Origin of the sequence: Streptomyces venezuelae (assembly GCF_008642275.1) — a bacterium.
Taxonomy (GTDB): Bacteria; Actinomycetota; Actinomycetes; order Streptomycetales; family Streptomycetaceae; genus Streptomyces; species Streptomyces venezuelae_E.
On the sequence record NZ_CP029189.1, the window covers coordinates 3,282,569 to 3,298,425 of the forward strand.

The 15,857-nt window shown below is 73.1% G+C and carries 14 protein-coding genes; 5 read left to right on the forward strand and 9 right to left on the reverse strand.

What is annotated here, in order from left to right:
• Positions 1 to 346 precede the first annotated feature (346 nt).
• The gene (locus DEJ51_RS14225) at positions 347 to 1,726 is read right to left on the reverse strand and encodes a transcriptional regulator (RefSeq protein ID WP_150257923.1); all 1,380 of its coding nucleotides are present in this window, start codon (positions 1,724 to 1,726) and stop codon (positions 347 to 349) included.
• Between the two features lie 222 nt (positions 1,727 to 1,948).
• Here DEJ51_RS14225 and DEJ51_RS14230 point away from each other — a divergent pair, with 222 nt between their 5' ends.
• The 3 genes from DEJ51_RS14230 (at position 1,949) to DEJ51_RS14240 (ending at position 5,333) form a co-directional block, all read left to right on the forward strand.
• Positions 1,949 to 2,629 (forward strand): bifunctional DNA primase/polymerase, encoded by a 681-nt coding sequence (locus tag DEJ51_RS14230; protein WP_150257924.1) that lies wholly within the window; start codon positions 1,949 to 1,951, stop codon positions 2,627 to 2,629.
• Positions 2,630 to 2,784: 155 nt separating this feature from the next.
• Positions 2,785 to 3,627, forward strand: a complete 843-nt coding sequence (locus tag DEJ51_RS14235; RefSeq protein WP_150257925.1) for an ABC transporter ATP-binding protein — start codon at positions 2,785 to 2,787, stop codon at positions 3,625 to 3,627.
• An 80-nt stretch (positions 3,628 to 3,707) separates the two neighbouring features.
• The gene (locus DEJ51_RS14240) at positions 3,708 to 5,333 is read left to right on the forward strand and encodes a transporter (protein WP_150261916.1); all 1,626 of its coding nucleotides are present in this window, start codon (positions 3,708 to 3,710) and stop codon (positions 5,331 to 5,333) included.
• 111 nt (positions 5,334 to 5,444) lie between these two features.
• Here the strand turns inward: DEJ51_RS14240 and DEJ51_RS35530 are convergent, their stop codons facing one another.
• The 4 genes from DEJ51_RS35530 to DEJ51_RS14260 all read right to left on the reverse strand — a co-directional run bounded on the left by DEJ51_RS35530 (position 5,445) and on the right by DEJ51_RS14260 (position 9,493).
• On the reverse strand, positions 5,445 to 6,707 hold the full coding sequence (locus tag DEJ51_RS35530) for a transglycosylase family protein (protein ID WP_150257926.1): 1,263 nt from the start codon (positions 6,705 to 6,707) through the stop codon (positions 5,445 to 5,447).
• Between the two features lie 129 nt (positions 6,708 to 6,836).
• Positions 6,837 to 8,474: a CHAP domain-containing protein gene (locus DEJ51_RS14250; RefSeq protein ID WP_150257927.1), complete on the reverse strand. Its 1,638-nt coding sequence runs from the start codon at positions 8,472 to 8,474 to the stop codon at positions 6,837 to 6,839.
• A 300-nt stretch (positions 8,475 to 8,774) separates the two neighbouring features.
• Positions 8,775 to 8,978: a hypothetical protein gene (locus tag DEJ51_RS14255; protein WP_150257928.1), complete on the reverse strand. Its 204-nt coding sequence runs from the start codon at positions 8,976 to 8,978 to the stop codon at positions 8,775 to 8,777.
• 134 nt (positions 8,979 to 9,112) lie between these two features.
• On the reverse strand, positions 9,113 to 9,493 hold the full coding sequence (locus tag DEJ51_RS14260; RefSeq protein WP_190620382.1) for a hypothetical protein: 381 nt from the start codon (positions 9,491 to 9,493) through the stop codon (positions 9,113 to 9,115).
• 156 nt (positions 9,494 to 9,649) lie between these two features.
• Between DEJ51_RS14260 and DEJ51_RS14265 the strand changes: the two genes are divergently transcribed.
• Positions 9,650 to 10,648, forward strand: coding sequence for a helix-turn-helix transcriptional regulator (locus DEJ51_RS14265; protein ID WP_150257929.1), 999 nt, complete (start codon positions 9,650 to 9,652; stop codon positions 10,646 to 10,648).
• A gap of 51 nt (positions 10,649 to 10,699) precedes the next feature.
• Here the strand turns inward: DEJ51_RS14265 and DEJ51_RS14270 are convergent, their stop codons facing one another.
• From DEJ51_RS14270 to DEJ51_RS14280, 3 genes are all read right to left on the reverse strand, one after another.
• Positions 10,700 to 11,218, reverse strand: coding sequence for a hypothetical protein (locus DEJ51_RS14270; protein ID WP_150257930.1), 519 nt, complete (start codon positions 11,216 to 11,218; stop codon positions 10,700 to 10,702).
• Positions 11,219 to 11,366: 148 nt separating this feature from the next.
• On the reverse strand, positions 11,367 to 12,245 hold the full coding sequence (locus DEJ51_RS14275) for an alpha/beta fold hydrolase (protein WP_150257931.1): 879 nt from the start codon (positions 12,243 to 12,245) through the stop codon (positions 11,367 to 11,369).
• Positions 12,246 to 12,652: 407 nt separating this feature from the next.
• Entirely contained in the window at positions 12,653 to 13,345 is a 693-nt protein-coding gene (locus DEJ51_RS14280) for a metal-dependent transcriptional regulator (RefSeq protein WP_150257932.1), read from the reverse strand.
• A 268-nt stretch (positions 13,346 to 13,613) separates the two neighbouring features.
• On the opposite strand from DEJ51_RS14280, the gene DEJ51_RS14285 reads away from it, so the two are divergent.
• The gene (locus DEJ51_RS14285) at positions 13,614 to 14,369 is read left to right on the forward strand and encodes an SIS domain-containing protein (RefSeq protein WP_150257933.1); all 756 of its coding nucleotides are present in this window, start codon (positions 13,614 to 13,616) and stop codon (positions 14,367 to 14,369) included.
• Positions 14,370 to 14,466: 97 nt separating this feature from the next.
• Here DEJ51_RS14285 and DEJ51_RS14290 read toward each other — a convergent pair whose 3' ends face one another.
• Entirely contained in the window at positions 14,467 to 15,789 is a 1,323-nt protein-coding gene (locus tag DEJ51_RS14290; protein WP_150257934.1) for a PAS domain-containing protein, read from the reverse strand.
• Positions 15,790 to 15,857 lie beyond the last annotated feature (68 nt).

Genomic DNA, 15,857 nt, shown 5'->3' on the forward strand with positions numbered 1-15,857 from the left:
GCCCGGCACCGCCCCCGGCCGCACCGGCGCGGCCGGTCGCACAGGCAGGGCCCGCCCAGGCCGCAGGCGCGGGACAACGCCGGGCGCACGGCCGGCACCGCCCCCGGCCGCATGCGCGGGACGACGCCGGGCGCACGGCCGGGACCGCCCCCGGCCGCGAGGCCACGCCCGGCCGCACGGGCGGGGCCATGCCCCGGCGCACGGCCGGCACCGCCCCCGGCCGCACCGGCGCGGCCGCCCGAGTACGTCCCGTACTCGGGCGGCCCTCCGCCTCGCGATCCACGGCACCGGACGCCGGCATCGGCAGCGGCATCGGCAGTGGCCGTCACGATCCGGAAGAGGCGGGCTACGCCGTCACCTCCAGCCGCGCCGCGAACTCCCGGACCGCCGCCTCCTCCCGGTACGGCTCCAGGCGCGTCCGGAAGTCGTCCAGGTACTCCACGCCCCGGTTCGAGCGGAGCCCCTCCAGCAGTTCCGCCGCCTGCGTCGCCGTCAGGCAGGCCTGTTCCACCTCCCGCTGCTGCACCTGCGCCGCCGCCAGCAGCAGCAGCCCGATGGCCCGGCGGCGCGCCTTGCCCGCCGGGAGGCCCCGCAGCGCCTCCTCCGCCCGCCTGGCCGCCGCGTCCGCCTGGCCCAGGTCGCGGTGGCAGTGCGCCAGCTCGTCCGCCAGGTACGCCGCGTCGAAGTGCCGGATCCACACCGGGTCGTCACCCGACTCCGGCTCCGCCCGCTCCAGCGCGCTCACCGCCCGCCCCGACAGCACCGCCGTCGCCCGGGCGTCCCCGAGCAGCGCGTGCCCGCGCGCCTCGGCCGCGTAGAACATGGCCTCGACCCGCGGGGTGACCTGCCCGCGCGTCCCCTCCTGCGCGGCCCGCGCCAGCTGCGCGATCTCCCGCGGGTTGCCGAGTTCGGCGGCGAGGTGGCTCATGGACGCCGCGAGCACGTAGCCCCCGTAGGCCCGGTCCCCCGCCGCCTGGGCCAGGCGCAGCGCCTGGATGTAGTAGCGCTGCGCCAGGCCCGGCTGGCCCGTGTCCACCGCCATGTAGCCGGCGAGCTCCGTCAGCCGGGCCACCGCCGCGAACAGGGCCCGCCCGACGGGTTCCCGGTACGAGCCGCCGATCAGCCCGGACACCACCGAGTTGAGGTAGTGCACGACCACCGGCCGGACGTGCCCGCTGCCGAAGCGGTGGTCGAGCTCCTTGAGCGCCTCGGTCGTCGCCCGGACCGCCTCCACGTCCGGCATGCCGACGCGCGAGCCGCCGCTGCGGGCGACCTGGCTGTCGGCCCCGGTGATCAGCCAGTCCCGGCTCGGCTCCACGAGCGCGGAGGCGGCCACGCTGGAGCCCGCGAGGAAGTCCCGGCGGCCGACGTCGCTGCGCCACAGCTCACAGACCTGCTCGATGGCGCCGATGACGGTCGGGGAGAACTGCAGGCCGACACCGGAGGCGAGGTTCTTCCCGTTGGCCATCCCGATCTCGTCGATGGTGACGGTCCGGCCGAGCTTGCGCCCCAGCGCCTCGGCGATGATTCCGGGAGCCCGGCCGCGCGGCTGCTGGCCGCGCAGCCACCGGGCCACGGAGGTCTTGTCGTAGCGGAGATCGAGGCCGTGCTCGGCCCCGCACATGTTCACGCGCCGGGCGAGCCCGGCGTTGGAGCACCCGGCTTCCTGGATGAGCGCCTGCAGCCGTTCGTTCGGCTGGCGGGCTACGAGAGGCCTGGCTGCCATGAAAACCCCCTGCTGACCGCGGGTGATCCGTTGGAATGATCACTTCCCGCCTGATGTGCGGAGAATCTTCCGCTCTGCGTCGTGTCGCTACCCAGCAACAGCGCCCCGGCCTCCTACGCGCCCCCACGCGTGCATCAGTGCGCCCCGTATGCAGGATCGATGCTCCGCCCGCCGCCTGGTTTACGCCCGTAACCCCGGGTGACCCGAGGAGTTGTGATGGGCGTGGAAGAGACCATCGGAGTCACGGAGACCGCACCCATCCCCAAGCAGCGCGGCGAGCAGCTGCTGGACCATGCCGTGCGGTACGCGGAAGAACGGCACTGGGATGTCTTCGCGGGCACCTGGCTGGAGCCCGGAGACGGCCGCGAGCTGTGCTCCTGCGGGGCGGCGGACTGCCCGGCTCCCGGCGCGCACCCGGCGGTGAAGGACTGGGCGGCGCAGGCCACCGGTAGCGCGGTGCAGGTCCGGCGGATCTGGGCGAAGCACCCGCAGGCCTCGATCCTGCTGCCGACGGGCCGGACGTTCGACGCCCTGGACGTGCCCGAATCGGCCGGATTCCTCGCGCTGGCTCGGCTGGAGCGGATGGAGCGCACCCTCGGGCCCGTCACGCTCACGCCCGACCACCGGATGCTGTTCTTCGTCCTGCCGGGCGCCGGCGCCAAGGTCCCCGACCTGGTGCGCAAGCTGGGCTGGCCGGCCGCCACGATCGACCTGGCGGCGCGGGGCGAGGGCGAGTACGTGGCGGCGCCGCCCACCCGCTTCGGCGGCCGGGGCTCGGTCCAGTGGGCGCGGCGGCCCACGCCGGCGAACCGCTGGCTTCCGGACACCGAGGAGCTGATCGACGCGCTGGCGTACGCGTGCGGCAGCGAGGCCGCGGCGGAACGCAAGCGCCGCCAGGGCTGACCCCCGGAACCCGCCCGCTCGCCCTCCCGCCCGCTCGCCCTCCCAACCCGCGGAATCAGGGCGAAAACTGATGACATAAGTAACGGCTCAGGCCTCTCCCCCTCCTCCTATGGTGAAGAAGGAACGACCAACGGGGACGTAAGAGAGGCAGGCGCATGCCGGACCAGGGCGATGCGACGGGTGGAACGTACGGAACGGGTGGCGCGCGATCCGCGCCGCCCGCCGTGCGGGTGGAAGGTCTGTGGAAGCGGTTCGGAGAGCACGTGGCCGTCGCCGGTGTCGATCTCGAGCTGCCCGCGGGGAAGTTCATCGGCCTGGTCGGGCCGAACGGCGCCGGCAAGACGACCACGCTGTCCATGGTGACCGGGCTGCTGCGCCCGGACATGGGGCGGGTCCACGTCGCGGGCCACGACGTGTGGGCGGACCCGACCGGGGTGAAGGCGCGGATCGGCGTGCTCCCCGAGGGCCTGCGGTTCTTCGAGCGGCTGTCGGGACGCGAACTGCTCGGCTACATGGGCCGGCTGCGCGGGCTGCCGGGCGAGGAGACCGACAAGCGGGCCACACAGCTGCTGGACGTCCTCGACCTCGCGGGCTCGCAGCACAAGCTGGTCGTGGACTACTCGACCGGCATGCGCAAGAAGATCGGCCTGGCGGCGGCGCTGCTGCACAACCCCGAAGTGCTCTTCCTGGACGAGCCGTTCGAGGGCGTCGACCCGGTGTCGGCGCAGAACATCCGCGGAGTGCTGGAGCGCTACACGGCGTCCGGTGCCACGGTCGTCTTCTCCTCCCACGTGATGGAGCTCGTCGAGTCGCTGTGCGACTGGGTGGCCGTGATGGCCGCCGGCCGGATCCGCGCCGCGGGTCCGCTGGCCGACGTACGGGGCTCCGCGCCCTCACTGCAGGCCGCCTTCCTCGAACTGGTCGGCGCGCACGGGCGGGACGCGGCCGGGGACTCCCTGGAGTGGCTCGGCGGCGGCTCCGGGGCGGGATCGCGATGACCTCGCCCGCGAACCCGGCCACCGGACCGGCCGGCACGGTGACCACTCCCGCCACCACGGCATCCGGGACCTCCGCAGACATGGGGTCCACGGGGGCCACCGGGGCCGCGTCCGGTGCGTCGATCCCGCTGACCACGGTCTTCGTCCGCCTCAAGCTGTCGCTGCTGCGCAACGGCCTGAAGGGCTCCTCCAAGCGCAAGGCCGCCTACTTCTCGACGCTCGCCCTCGCCCTGGTCGTCGGCTTCCTCGTGACGCTCGGCCTGGCCCTGCTGCACGGGAACGCCCACGCCGGCACGGCCGTCGTCCTGCTGGCCGGGGTCCTGGCCCTCGGCTGGACCTTCATGCCGCTGTTCTTCCCCACCGGCGACGAGACCCTCGACCCGAGCCGGCTGGTCATGCTGCCGCTGCGCCCGCGTCCTCTCGTACGGGCCCTCCTCGCCTCCTCGCTGGTCGGCATCGGGCCGCTGTTCACGCTGTGCCTGGCGATCGGCTCCGTACTGGCCGTCGCGCGCGGCGCCGCCGGCGCGGTGGCCGCCGTGGTGGCCGCGCCCCTGCTGGTGCTCGGCTGCGTCGCCCTGGCGCGGGCGACGGCCACGGCCAACGTACGGCTGCTGAGCAGCCGCAAGGGGCGGGACCTGGCGGTGCTCAGCGGGCTGCTGATCGCGGTGGGCGGGCAGCTGGCCAACTTCGCCAGCCAGAGCCTGTTCGATGCCGGTGGCCTGGCCTCGCTGGAACCCGTCGAGGCCGTGGTGCGCTGGCTGCCGCCGGCGACCGCCGTCGGCATGGTGGACTCGGCGAGCGAGGGCGCGTACGGGGTGGCGGCCGCCCAACTGGCCCTGACCCTCGCCGCCGTGGCCGGCCTCCTGTGGTTCTGGGAGCGGAGCCTGACGCGGCTGATGGTCACCCCGGACGGCTCGACCATCACGGCGGCCCGTCCGATGAAGGACCGCGGCGCGGGCGGGCTGGGATCCCTGCTGCCCGGCGGCCGGACCGGCGCGACCATGCAGCGCACGCTGCGCTACGCCGTCCGCGACCCGAAGACCAAGGCGTCCTGGGTGACCGGACTGGCGATCGGCATGATCATCCCCGTCTTCAACGCCGTCCAGGGCACGGGGTCCGTCTACCTCGGCTGCTTCGGCGCCGGCATGCTCGGCATGCAGATGTACAACCAGTTCGGCCAGGACACCTCCGCGTTCTGGATGGTGGCCCAGACCATCACCTCCACGCGTGACGCGTACGTGGAACTGCGTGCGCGGGCCGCCGCGCTGGCCCTGGTCACCGTCCCGTACACGGTCCTGGTGAACGTGGTCACGGCCGCGGTGATCGGGGACTGGTCCACCCTCCCGGCGGCCACCGGACTGGCGCTGGCCCTGCTGGGCTCGATGCTCTGCACGGGGGCACTGGCCTCGGCCCGCTTCCCGTACTCGATCCCGTCGGACGGCGCGTTCAAGAACGTCGCCCCGGGGCAGGGCGGGCTCGCCTGGGCGGGCATCTTCGCCGGGATGGGGGTCTCGGCGCTGATCTCCGCCCCGGTGATCGCCCTGACGATCTGGCTCACGGTGGGCGGCCATCAGGACATCTCCTGGGTCGTGTTCCCGCTGGGTACGGCCTGGGGCGCGCTGGCCGCCTGGGCGGGTCTGCGGCTCGCGGCCCCGACCGTGGCCCGCAGGCTTCCGGAGATCCTGTGGGCGGTCAGCAAGGGCTGACCCGGTCGCTGCCGTACGGGCCCGAACGCACGGCGGGCCGGCCTCCGCTCCTGTGAGGAGCGGAGGCCGGCCCGTCTTCGTGTGCAGGCGGCCTTCGTGTGGAGGCCCGCCTCAGACTGCGGTCGGGAGCTTCGCGGTGAAGGCGGTCGGGACGCTGACCACGTCGTCGAAGCTCAGCTTGCCGGGGCCGAAGGCGTCGGCGGTCAGGGCCTTCTTCTTGCCCCCGGTGACCTGCCAGACGGTGTTGCTCTCCGGCGACAGCAGCAGCGTGCCGTCGGCAGGGGCGGCCTTGGCGGCGGCCGCCGTCAGCCACTGGCCCGGGGCCCCCTCCAGCGGACGCTTGTCGTAGCCGAAGCCGGTGAAGTCGGCGTAGGTCAGCGGGACGGCGACGCCGCCGGCCATGACGTACACGGTGGCGTCGGCGCCCGAGGCGTCCTTGACGACGGTGCCGTTCGGCACCTGGCGGGTGCCGGCCGCCTTCAGCCAGTCGGTCGGAACGCCCATCAGCGAGCGGGTGTCGTAGCCGTTCGCCGTCCACTCGGCGGCCGAGATGTGCAGCGCGGAGCCGTTGACCATCACGAAGCGGGCCGGGTCGCTGCCCGACTGGTCCATGACCACGCGGCCGCTGGTGATGGTGCGGTGGGCGGCGTCCTGCAGCCAGGCGGTCGGAACGCCCATGTCGGCGCGGGTGTTGTAGCCGTCCGCCGTCCAGTCGGCCGCGGAGATCAGCAGCGCCGCCCCGTCGACCACCACGTAGCGCTTGGCGCCGCCCGCCTGGTCGTGGACCACCGTACCGGCCGGGGGCGAGCTCGGCAGGCCGTTGAACGCCGCGTTGTCCACGAGCACGATCTTGCTCAGGTCGTAGTGGCCGGGCGTGACGTCGGAGGCCGCCACCGGGATGCCCGCCCCGGAGATCATCACCTTCACGGCCGCACCGTTCGGCGACTTCACCAGCGTCCCGGCAGGCAGCGAGGCCGGGTCCGGGTAGGAGGGGGCGGTGGGGTACGGGTTCGCGCGGTCGGCGCCGAGGCCGGCCGCTGCGCCGCAGGAGGGCCAGGCACCCTGCCCCTGGCCCGCAAGGATCTTCTCGCCCGTCAGGATCTGCTGCTGCTTCGTCGCCTGGTCGGGGCGGGAGGCGTACTGCGTACCGCCGAAGGCGCGCCAGGTCGACATCGAGATCTGGAGTCCGCCGTAGTAGCCGTTGCCGGTGTTGATGCTCCAGTTGCCGCTGGCCTCGCACTGGGCGACCTTGTCCCACGTCGAGACGGAGGCGGCCGAGGCTTCGGTGCCGGTGAGCAGCGGGGCTGCGAGGGCGAGGAGGGCGGTGGCGGTGGCGGCGAGTGCGGACTTCTGGCGGGCGGCTGCGGAGCGCATGGAGGTGTCCTTCGGGCGGCAGGTTCGGGAGTCGGCGTGGGGCGCGGCACACCCCACCGCCCGGCCGGTGGGGACCGGGCGGTGGGGTGTGCTCAGGCGGCGATCAGGCTGCGATCAGCCGGGAGTTGCTCAACCGGTGATGGTCGGGAGCTTCGCGGTGAAGGCGGTCGGGACGCTGACCACGTCGTCGAAGCTCAGCTTGCCGGGGCCGAAGGCGTCGGCGGTCAGGGCCTTCTTCTTGCCCCCGGTGACCTGCCAGACGGTGTTGCTGTCGGGCGACAGGAGCATGGTGCCGTCGGCCGGGGTGGCCTTCGCCGCGGCCGTCTTCAGCCACTCGCCCGGGGCGCCCTCCAGCGGACGCTTGTCGTGGCCGAGGCCCGTGAAGTCGGCGTAGGTCAGCGGGACGGCGACGCCGCCGGCCATGACGTACACGGTGGCGTCGGCGCCCGAGGCGTCCTTGACGACGGTGCCGTTCGCCACCTGCTTGGCGACCGTGGAGCCCAGCCACTCACCCGGTGCGCCCATCAGGGAGCGGAGGTTGTAGCCGTTCGCGGTCCACTCCGCGCCGGAGATGTGCACGGCCGCGCCGCCCAGCATCACGTAGCGGTTGATGTCGGTGCCCGACTGGTCCATGAGGACGGTGCCGGTCGGCGGGGTCTTGGCGACGGCGGCCTTGAGCCACTGGCCCGGGACGCCCATGAGCATCTGGGTGTTGTAGTCGTCGGCGGTCCACTCGGAGCCCGAGATGTGCAGCGCCGCACCGTCCACCATCACGTAGCGGCCGGGGTCCGTACCCGTCTGGTCCATCACGACCGTGCCGGTGGGCACGGTGCGCTGGGAGGCGGCCTGCAGCCAGGCGGTCGGAACACCCATGTCGGCGCGGGTGTTGTAGCCCGCCGCGACCCAGTCCTCGCCGCCGATCAGCAGCGCCGCGTTGTCGATGACCACGTAGCGCTTGGCACCGCCCGCCTGGTCGTGGACCACCGTGCCGGCCGGAGGCGCGCTCGGCAGGGACCGGAAGGCGGTGTCGTCGATCAGCACGATCTTGCTGAGGTCGTACTTGTCCGGGGTGACGTCGGAGGCAGCCACCGGAACGCCGGATCCGGCGATCATCACCTTCACGTCCGCGCCGTTCGGCGACTTCACGAGCGTCCCGGCGGGCAGCGAGGCCGGGTTGGGGTACGAGGGGGTGTTGCTGCCGGCCGGGGAGATGTAGCCACTGATCGACTGGCCCCAGGGGGACTGGCCCACGCGCCACTTGGTGGTGGAGTTGGTGGAGACGTGGCCCGGGTAACCGCCCTGGTTGCCGCCGGTGATGGTGACCGTGTCGCCGGAGACTCCGGTGACCACGGCAACGTGGTCGGCGTAGCTGCCGCCGTTGTAGTTGTAGACGACGGCATCGCCGACGTGCGGGGTGTTCGACAGCGTGCCGTACTTCTTGCCGTAGTCGATGAAGCTGGCCGCTCTGTCGTCCAGGGTGCCCAGGCCCGTGACCCCGTTGCGGGCCCAGACCCAGCCGGCGAAGTCGGCGCACCAGGCGTGGGTGCGGGTGGTGCCGCCGGTGCAGCTGCTGGACTGGTTGGGACCGCCGACGTAACCGCCGTGAGCGCAGTAGGAGTTGCCGTTCTCGGCGCGGGCCGTGGCCGCTATGCCGTCGGTGAGCGGCGAGGCGCTGGCCGGGGTGACGGAGGCCGTGGCGAGTACGGAGACCGCGAGGGTGGAGGCGGAGACGAGGCGGATCGCGGTGGTCTTGATGGACTTGGACATGACAAGGCTCCGGGAGTGTGAAAGAGGTTCGGGTGAGTGCTGCGGCGGGCCGCAGACTGGCCTGATCGAGGCCGGAAGACTGTGGGCGCATGTCGTGGGACGCGGACGGCTGCCCTGCAGGAGCAGCTGTCGGACGGGGCACACGGGGGCGCGGGGCACACGGAGGCGCGGGGCGCGCGCTGCGACGCGGTGTGATGCGGTGTGATGCAGTGGGATGCAGTGGGATGCGCGGTCAGGGCCGGCTCTCAGCGGGCACGGCGGTCACAGGGGGACCGGCGGCCGGCGAGGCGGGCGGCCCGGCTACTCCCAGACGGTGGTGAGCTTCCCCGCCGGGGCGGTCTCCCAGACGGTGGTGAACTTCCCCGCCGGGGCGGTCTCCCACGCGGTGGTGGCGGTGGTGCGGGTGTACTGGTCGGCGCCGGTGTGGCCGGCCAGGACCGCGGTGAAGGCGGCGAGGGCGAGGGTGCTGACCGCGGCGGCCCGGGTGAGGCGGGTGCGAAGCATGGCAGTGATCCTTTGCGATGGCTGGAGTGAAGCGGTGACCTTCCGGATCCACGTCCCGCGGTGACGTCTTCTCCGGTTTCGCCTGCCGGGTCCTTGTGCTGTTCCCTGCTGGCAATCACTAGCTTCGCCGCAGCTCAGCGCGGGTGGAAGGGCATCCGGCTGGACGGAATCGGTCCTGGACGATTCCGTCCATCGAGTCCGGAAGCGGCCGTCAGGAGACGCTCGTAGTACGGAGCGACCAGAGGGGCGCGAGCGCGCGTGGCCGTCCAGCCGCGCAGCGCCGGCAGCACGTCGAGGGCGCGTCGGCAGAGGGCCTCCGTACGCCGCTCCGCCTCGCCCAGGCTCCCGGCGAGCAGGTAGACCCCGAGCACCGGGTCGGGCTCGGCCCGCAGGTGCGCGAAGACGTGCTCCACGGGGCTGTCGGGGTGCACCAGAGCCCGGACGAGCTCGGCGATGTGCGAGGGGAGCCGGTCATCGGCCGAAGGCGCCCGGAGCGCGGTGTGGATGAGATACATGTGCTCAACTCTTCCGAGCGGGCGAGCGTGAACAAAGCACACCAAGCTGGACGGTTCGGTCCGTGGCCGGAAGCGTCCACGAGCTGGTCGCACCCGTCGCCACGTGCAACCATTCGGTTACCTTGATCGATAAGGGCTCACACGGGGGGAACCGCTGTGCTCGCCACTCTCGGCCTCGATGCCACAGCAGAGGCTGTTTACCGCGCCATGCTCGCGTACCCGCAGGAGGGCGTGAGCGGCCTTGCCAAGCGCCTCGGCGTGCCCGAGGCGGACATCAGGCACAGCCTGGAAATACTCAGCGAACTCGCTCTGGTCCGGCCGTCCTACGAACGCGAGGGCCGGCTGCACGCGGTCTCGCCCGAGGTCGGCATGGAAGTCCTCATGGCCCGCCAGCAGGCCGAACTCGCCGCCCAGCAGCTGCGCATCGAGGCCTCTCGCGCCGCCGCCACCCAGCTCATCGCCGAGTTCGCCGACCTGACCCCCAGCGCCTCCAGCCCCGGCGTGGATCAGCTGCTGGGCCTCGACGCGATCCGGGACCGGATCGCGTCGCTGGCCCGTGACGTCCGCACCGAGCTGATGACCTTCGCACCCGGTGGCGGCCACCGCCCCGAGAGCCTGGAAGCCTCCAAGCCCAACGACCTCGCCCTGCTGGGCCGCGGGGTACGGATGCGCTCCCTCTTCCTGAACAGCGTGCGCAACAGCCAGACCACCGTGGCCTACGCGGCCTGGCTCGGCGAACTCGGCGGCGAGGTGCGGACCGCGCCGGAGCTGCCCACCCGACTGATGATCTTCGACCGGTCGACGGCCGTCATCCCGGTCAGCAGCGACGACAGCGCGGCCGGCGCGGTGGTCCTGACCGGGCAGGGCACCCTGACCGCACTGTGCGCACTCTTCGAAACCGTGTGGACCGCCGCCCGCCCGCTGAGCACCGCGGAGACCTCTCGGGACGAGGGCGGCCTCAGCGCCCAGGAGAACACCGTCATCCGGCTCCTCGCGCAGGGCATGACCGACGAGGCCATCGCCAAGCGCTTGGCCGTCTCCCCCCGCACCGCGCGCCGGCTGGCCACCGATCTGATGGAACGCCTGAATGCCCGCAGCCGCTTCGAGTTCGGCGTACGGGCGGTCCAGCGCGGCTGGCTCCCGGGCGCCGACTAGTCTGCCCGGCCTCCGCGGGCCGGGCAGCGGGCTGAGGGCGCTCGCGCCGGGTCAGCCTGCGGCAAGGACGGCGAGGACGGAGATGGAGCCCGCGAAGACGACGACGTGCCGCAGGTTCTGGAGGTAGGGCATGACCCAGCGGGGGAAGCCCTTCTCTGCGGCAGCGAGCATGGACCTGACGTCGATGCGCTGCAGTTCGGCGTCGCCGGACCTGGCGAAGGCGGCGGTCACGGACGGCACGGCGGTCAGGTTCGAGTAGAGGATCACGCAGTTCACGAGGATGACGAGCGGCTGGACGACCCAGGACACCGTCCCGCTCCACGAGCTCCCGGCGATCGAGAGCAGGGCGGGCAGCACCAGCGCCGCGGCGATCCCGACGGGGGCCCAGGTCTCGTGCCCGCCGGCGTCGAGCCGCATGCCGTTCTCGGCCATGACGGTGCTGCGCACCCCCTGCCGTCCCAACTCCGCCTCGACGGAGGCCTGGGCGCGGGCGCCGTAGCGGCTGCGGACGACGGGGATGCTCAGGAACGCGACGGCGATCAGGAGCTGCAGGGCGGCGACGGCGTCCATCGGGGTACCTCGTTTCTCGGTGCTTGCCTGGCGACACCGTCACCATCGAGCCGCCCCCTGACAGCCCCCGAACAGCCCGCTGACAGACCGCTGACACGCTCCCCGGCACCCGGGCCCGGTCGGGGCCACGGGCCGGTCCGCCGGGTGGTCAGGGGGCGCTGGCCTTGATGCCGTCGAGGAAGGGCTCCAGGACCTCGCGCCAGGCCGTCGGCTGGTCGTAGTGGAGGTAGTGGCCCGCGTCGGGGATTTCCGCGTACTGGCCGGCCGGGAGGACGCGGACCATTTCCTGGGCCTCGGCCCGGCCCAGTTCGCCGTCGAGGCCGCGGACCACCAGGGTCGGGCAGCGGACCTGCGCGAGCTCCTCCCAGTGGGCGTCGTGGACCCAGGTCTCGCGCGCCGTCAGCATCTGGCGGCGGGAGAAGACCGGGCGCCAGCCGTCGGAGGCCTCGTGCATGACCTCGGCGAAGAAGGCACCGCGGCCGGGGTCGGGGCGCTCCACCCGGGGGTCGTCCTCGCCGAACCAGCGGCGGGCCGCGTCCTGGGTGGGGAAGGGCAGGGGCCAGTGGTGGAACCACTCCTCCCATTCCTGCTGGGAGGCGGCGCCCAGGGCGGAGGCGCGCATGTCGCAGATGACCACGGCCTCGACCAGGTCCGGGCGGCGGGCCGCGAGCTGCCAGGCGGTGAGGGCGCCCATGGAGTGGCCGATCAGCGTCACGGGGGCGAGGCCGAGCTGGACGACGGCCGCTTCGGCGTCGGCCACGAAGGCCTCGCGGCCCAGGGAGGCCGGGGTGCCGTCGGGGTCGGCGGGCGGCCGGGCGCTCTGGCCGTGTCCGCGCTGGTCCAGGGCCACGACGCGGCGGCGCTCGCGGAGCCAGCGGGCGGTGCCCGCCCAGTGGAGGGCGCGGCCCATCAGGCCGTGCAGTAACAGCACTCCGGGGCGGGTGTCGGGCTCTGCCTCCGCTTCGCGGAACTCCCAGGCGGCAAGGCGGACACCTTCGGCCCCTGTCACATCGACGCGCTGTACCACCGCAGATGCACCCCCTTCGCTCCCCGCCAGACTATCGAACCCGCATTCGAAAACGGGTTTCTCGCCGACAACACCGCTCTTTCGAGTGACCTTGCTCAAGGATTGGCCGCCGCTGCCGATGGAGATCCTTTCAACAGGGAGGCGGGCCGCTCGGGGAAGACGGTCCGAGGGGACGACCTTGAGAGCTCGGGGCTCCAGGTCACAAGGGGAGGACCGGTCCCGGCGCCGAAAGGCGCCGGGACCGCCCACACCAAGGGCTGGTCGTCCACACGGGCTCACGACCCGTGGGATCGGCCCCCTGGGTCACGGCTCGTACGGACCGGTCCACCGGACGCGTCCGCGCGCATGTGCGCACATCCGCGCCGACGCGAACGCCACTGCGAACGAACGCCGGCGCACCGCGGAGATCAGCGCTTCGCGACGAACACGTGCGAGGCGACCTCCACGTCCAGCTCGGCGGCCTCACCGCCACTGCCGACCAGCACACCCCCCGGGGACTCGGTCACGCTCACCACCGAGCCCGGCTGCACGCCCGCCCGCCGCAGCGTGTACATCAGCTGGGCGTCCGTCTGGATCGGCTCACCGATCCGGCGGACGACCACGGTCTTGCCCTCGGAGCCCGGGTCGAGCTCGGACAGACTGACCATGCCGTCCTCGAGGAACGGGTCCGCCTCGGCCTTCTCACCCAGCTCCTCCAGCCCGGGGATCGGGTTCCCGTACGGCGACTCCGTCGGGTGGCGCAGCAGCTCCAGCACTCGCCGCTCCACCGCCTCGCTCATCACGTGCTCCCACCGGCAGGCCTCCGCGTGCACCTGCTCCCACTCCAGCCCGATGACGTCGACGAGCAGACACTCCGCGAGCCGGTGCTTGCGCATGACCCGCGTGGCCAGTCGGCGCCCCTCTTCCGTCAGCTCCAGGTGCCGGTCGCTGGCGACGGACACCAGGCCGTCCCGCTCCATGCGCGCCACTGTCTGGCTCACCGTCGGACCGCTCTGGTCGAGCCGTTCGGCGATGCGGGCGCGCATGGGGACCACGCCTTCCTCTTCCAGTTCGAGGATGGTGCGGAGATACATCTCCGTGGTATCGATCAGTCCGGACATTCGTGCCCCTCGGATAGCGTGCGCTGGCCCTGTCCCCAATTCTTACGCATCGGGCCGACAACCGTCCCGTGCCGAGGGCCAATACCGCTCCCGGACATCCCCCTGACATCCACCGGCAAGATCGTCCGGTGGCTTCCGGGGCCGTCCGGGGGCACACGACCACGGCTTTCGGCCCGGGATTGACGTTCGTATTGACAGGCCCTTGGTCCAGACCGCACGGTGAGCGGCGGACACGGACGCTCCCCCACCCTGGAAGGGCCATCGGCGTATGAGCGAGAGCAAGCTGGCCGGGCAGTTCTTCGATGCCGCCATCGGTCTGCTGGAGCGGGTGCGGGACGAGGAGGCCCCGCACATCGCCGAGGCCGGCTCCCTCGTCGCCGACGCGGTCGCCGCCGGCAACCGCCTCTTCGCCTTCGGCGCCGGGCACTCCTCGCTGCCCGCCCAGGACGTCGTCTACCGGGCCGGCGGCCTGGCCCTGATGAACTTCCTCGCCGTCCCCGGCACCGCCGGCATCGACGTCATGCCCGCGACCCTGGGCAGCGCCCTGGAACGGGTCGACGGCCTCGCCGGCGCCGTCCTCGACAGCAGCCCCGCCTCCGACGGCGACGTCCTCGTGATCATCTCCCTCTCCGGGCGCAACGCCCTGCCCGTCGAGATGGCGATGAACGCCCGCGCCATCGGCCTCAAGGTCATCGGTGTGACCTCGGTGGCCTACGCGACCGGAACCAAGTCACGGCACGTCTCCGGCACCTTCCTCAAGGACCACTGCGACGTCGTCCTCGACAGCAAGATCGCGGTCGGCGACGCCGAACTGAGCATCGACGGCATCGACGCACCCTTCGCCCCCGCCTCCACCGTCGTCACCAGCGCGATCATGCAGGCGGTCATGGCGGCGGCGGCCGGCGAGCTCGCCGCCCGCGGGGTGGAGCCCCCGCTGCTGCGCTCGGGCAACGTCGACGGCGGCCACGAGTGGAACGGCCGCGTGATGCAGGAGTACGGCGACCGGATCTTCTTCCGCCACTGAGCCCGGAAGGCGGCGGGCGGACCGCACCGGCGGGCGCGGACGGCCCCGCGGCGCCCCCGGGCTCCCGGGATGCCCCCGCCGGAACGCGTACCGCCGGTCAGCCCCCGCCCGGGCCGGCCGGACCCGCCGCCAGGTCCAGGTCGGCCGCCACCCGGGCCGCGACCTCCTCCGCGTACGCCGCGTCCACCCGCTCGAAGGCCACCCGCGAAGGCCCGCGCACGAACGTCAGCGCCCCCAGGGTCCGCCCCCTGCTCCGCAGCACCGTGCACAGCACGTGCGCGGCACCCTCGGGCCACTGGCGGGCCCGCGCCCACTGCGCGTCCGCCTCCCCGCCCGGGGCGCTCGTACGCACCGACCCGACCCGGTCCAGGGCCTGCAGCGCCGGGTGCCCGGCCGCGTACCGGACGGGGATCGCCCCGGGGCCCGGCAGCACCGGCGGCGACGCCGCCGACCGTACGAGCCTGCGCCGCTCGGGGTCGGCCGTGGGGTCCAGCACGTCCAGCAGCGCGTGCTCGGCGAAGCCCGCGAGCGCGAAGTCCAGACGTACGGCGGCCGCCTCCGCCGGGTCCTCGCACTCGGCGGCGGCCCGCCCCGCCCGGTGGAGCTGGTGCGAGCGGAACCGCAGCTGCGCCGTGTCCAGCTGCTCCTGACGCGCCTCGGTGACGTCCTGGAACAGCCAGCCGACGCCCAGCGGTACGGGCTCCTCCGCGAGCGGCGAGGCCAGCCGCAGGAACCCGCACCGCCAGCACCTGCGCCGCACCCCCTCGGGCGTACGCACCGACACCCACATCTCCACCGGCGCGGGCGGCGCCCCCTCGGCCAGCACGTGCTGGAGCGCGCCCTCCAACTCCTCCACGCCCTGGGCCAGCAGCTCCCCCAGGGGCCGCCCGAGCAGCGCCGCGCGGCCGGTCCCGAAGGCCTCTGCGGCATGCGCGTTGACCACGGCGGGCCGCAGGTCGACGTCGACCAGGACCACGCCCCACGAGGCGTCCTCCATCAGGGCCTCGCTCAGCGCGATGGACCGTTCCAGGTCGATCTGGGCGTGCACCTCGCTGAAGGCGCAGTAGACCCCGGCGGGTTTCCCGTCCGCGCCGGGCACCCCGGCGGACTGGGTCCGCACGAGGACGCGCCCGCCGTCCTTGGTCAGCAGCGCGAACTCGTGCACCTGCCGGCCGGGCACGTGCTGGGCGGCCATCAGCCGGTCCTGGACGTCGTGCGCGTCGGCGGCCCGCACCGCCCAGCCCTCGAACCCCTTGCGCCCCACCGCCTCGGCGGCGGCCCAGCCCAGGATCCGCTCGGCCTCCCGGTTCCAGTGGGTGATCACCCCGTCGGAGTCGAACGCGCACAAGGCGGCGTCCATCCCGTCCAGCAGCGCTGCGAGCAGATCACCGGCGGTCTCGTCCCGTCCGGAAGCAGTCACCTGGGACCCCCTGCAGGTGTTCGCGTATGCGGCACGTCAGATCATTCAACTGGAACGTGACGCAGCCC

Excerpts from the sequence above, each read along its gene's own strand:
- DEJ51_RS35530 (WP_150257926.1), bottom strand. The coding sequence starts at position 6,707 with ATGCGCTCCGCAGCCGCCCGCCAGAAGTCCGCACTCGCCGCCACCGCC.
- DEJ51_RS14235 (WP_150257925.1), top strand. The coding sequence starts at position 2,785 with ATGCCGGACCAGGGCGATGCGACGGGTGGAACGTACGGAACGGGTGGC.
- DEJ51_RS14270 (WP_150257930.1), bottom strand. The coding sequence starts at position 11,218 with ATGGACGCCGTCGCCGCCCTGCAGCTCCTGATCGCCGTCGCGTTCCTG.
- DEJ51_RS14280 (WP_150257932.1), bottom strand. The coding sequence starts at position 13,345 with ATGTCCGGACTGATCGATACCACGGAGATGTATCTCCGCACCATCCTC.
- DEJ51_RS14225 (WP_150257923.1), bottom strand. The coding sequence starts at position 1,726 with ATGGCAGCCAGGCCTCTCGTAGCCCGCCAGCCGAACGAACGGCTGCAG.
- DEJ51_RS14255 (WP_150257928.1), bottom strand. The coding sequence starts at position 8,978 with ATGCTTCGCACCCGCCTCACCCGGGCCGCCGCGGTCAGCACCCTCGCC.
- DEJ51_RS14285 (WP_150257933.1), top strand. The coding sequence starts at position 13,614 with ATGAGCGAGAGCAAGCTGGCCGGGCAGTTCTTCGATGCCGCCATCGGT.
- DEJ51_RS14250 (WP_150257927.1), bottom strand. The coding sequence starts at position 8,474 with ATGTCCAAGTCCATCAAGACCACCGCGATCCGCCTCGTCTCCGCCTCC.
- DEJ51_RS14240 (WP_150261916.1), top strand. The coding sequence starts at position 3,708 with ATGGGGTCCACGGGGGCCACCGGGGCCGCGTCCGGTGCGTCGATCCCG.
- DEJ51_RS14260 (WP_190620382.1), bottom strand. The coding sequence starts at position 9,493 with ATGTATCTCATCCACACCGCGCTCCGGGCGCCTTCGGCCGATGACCGG.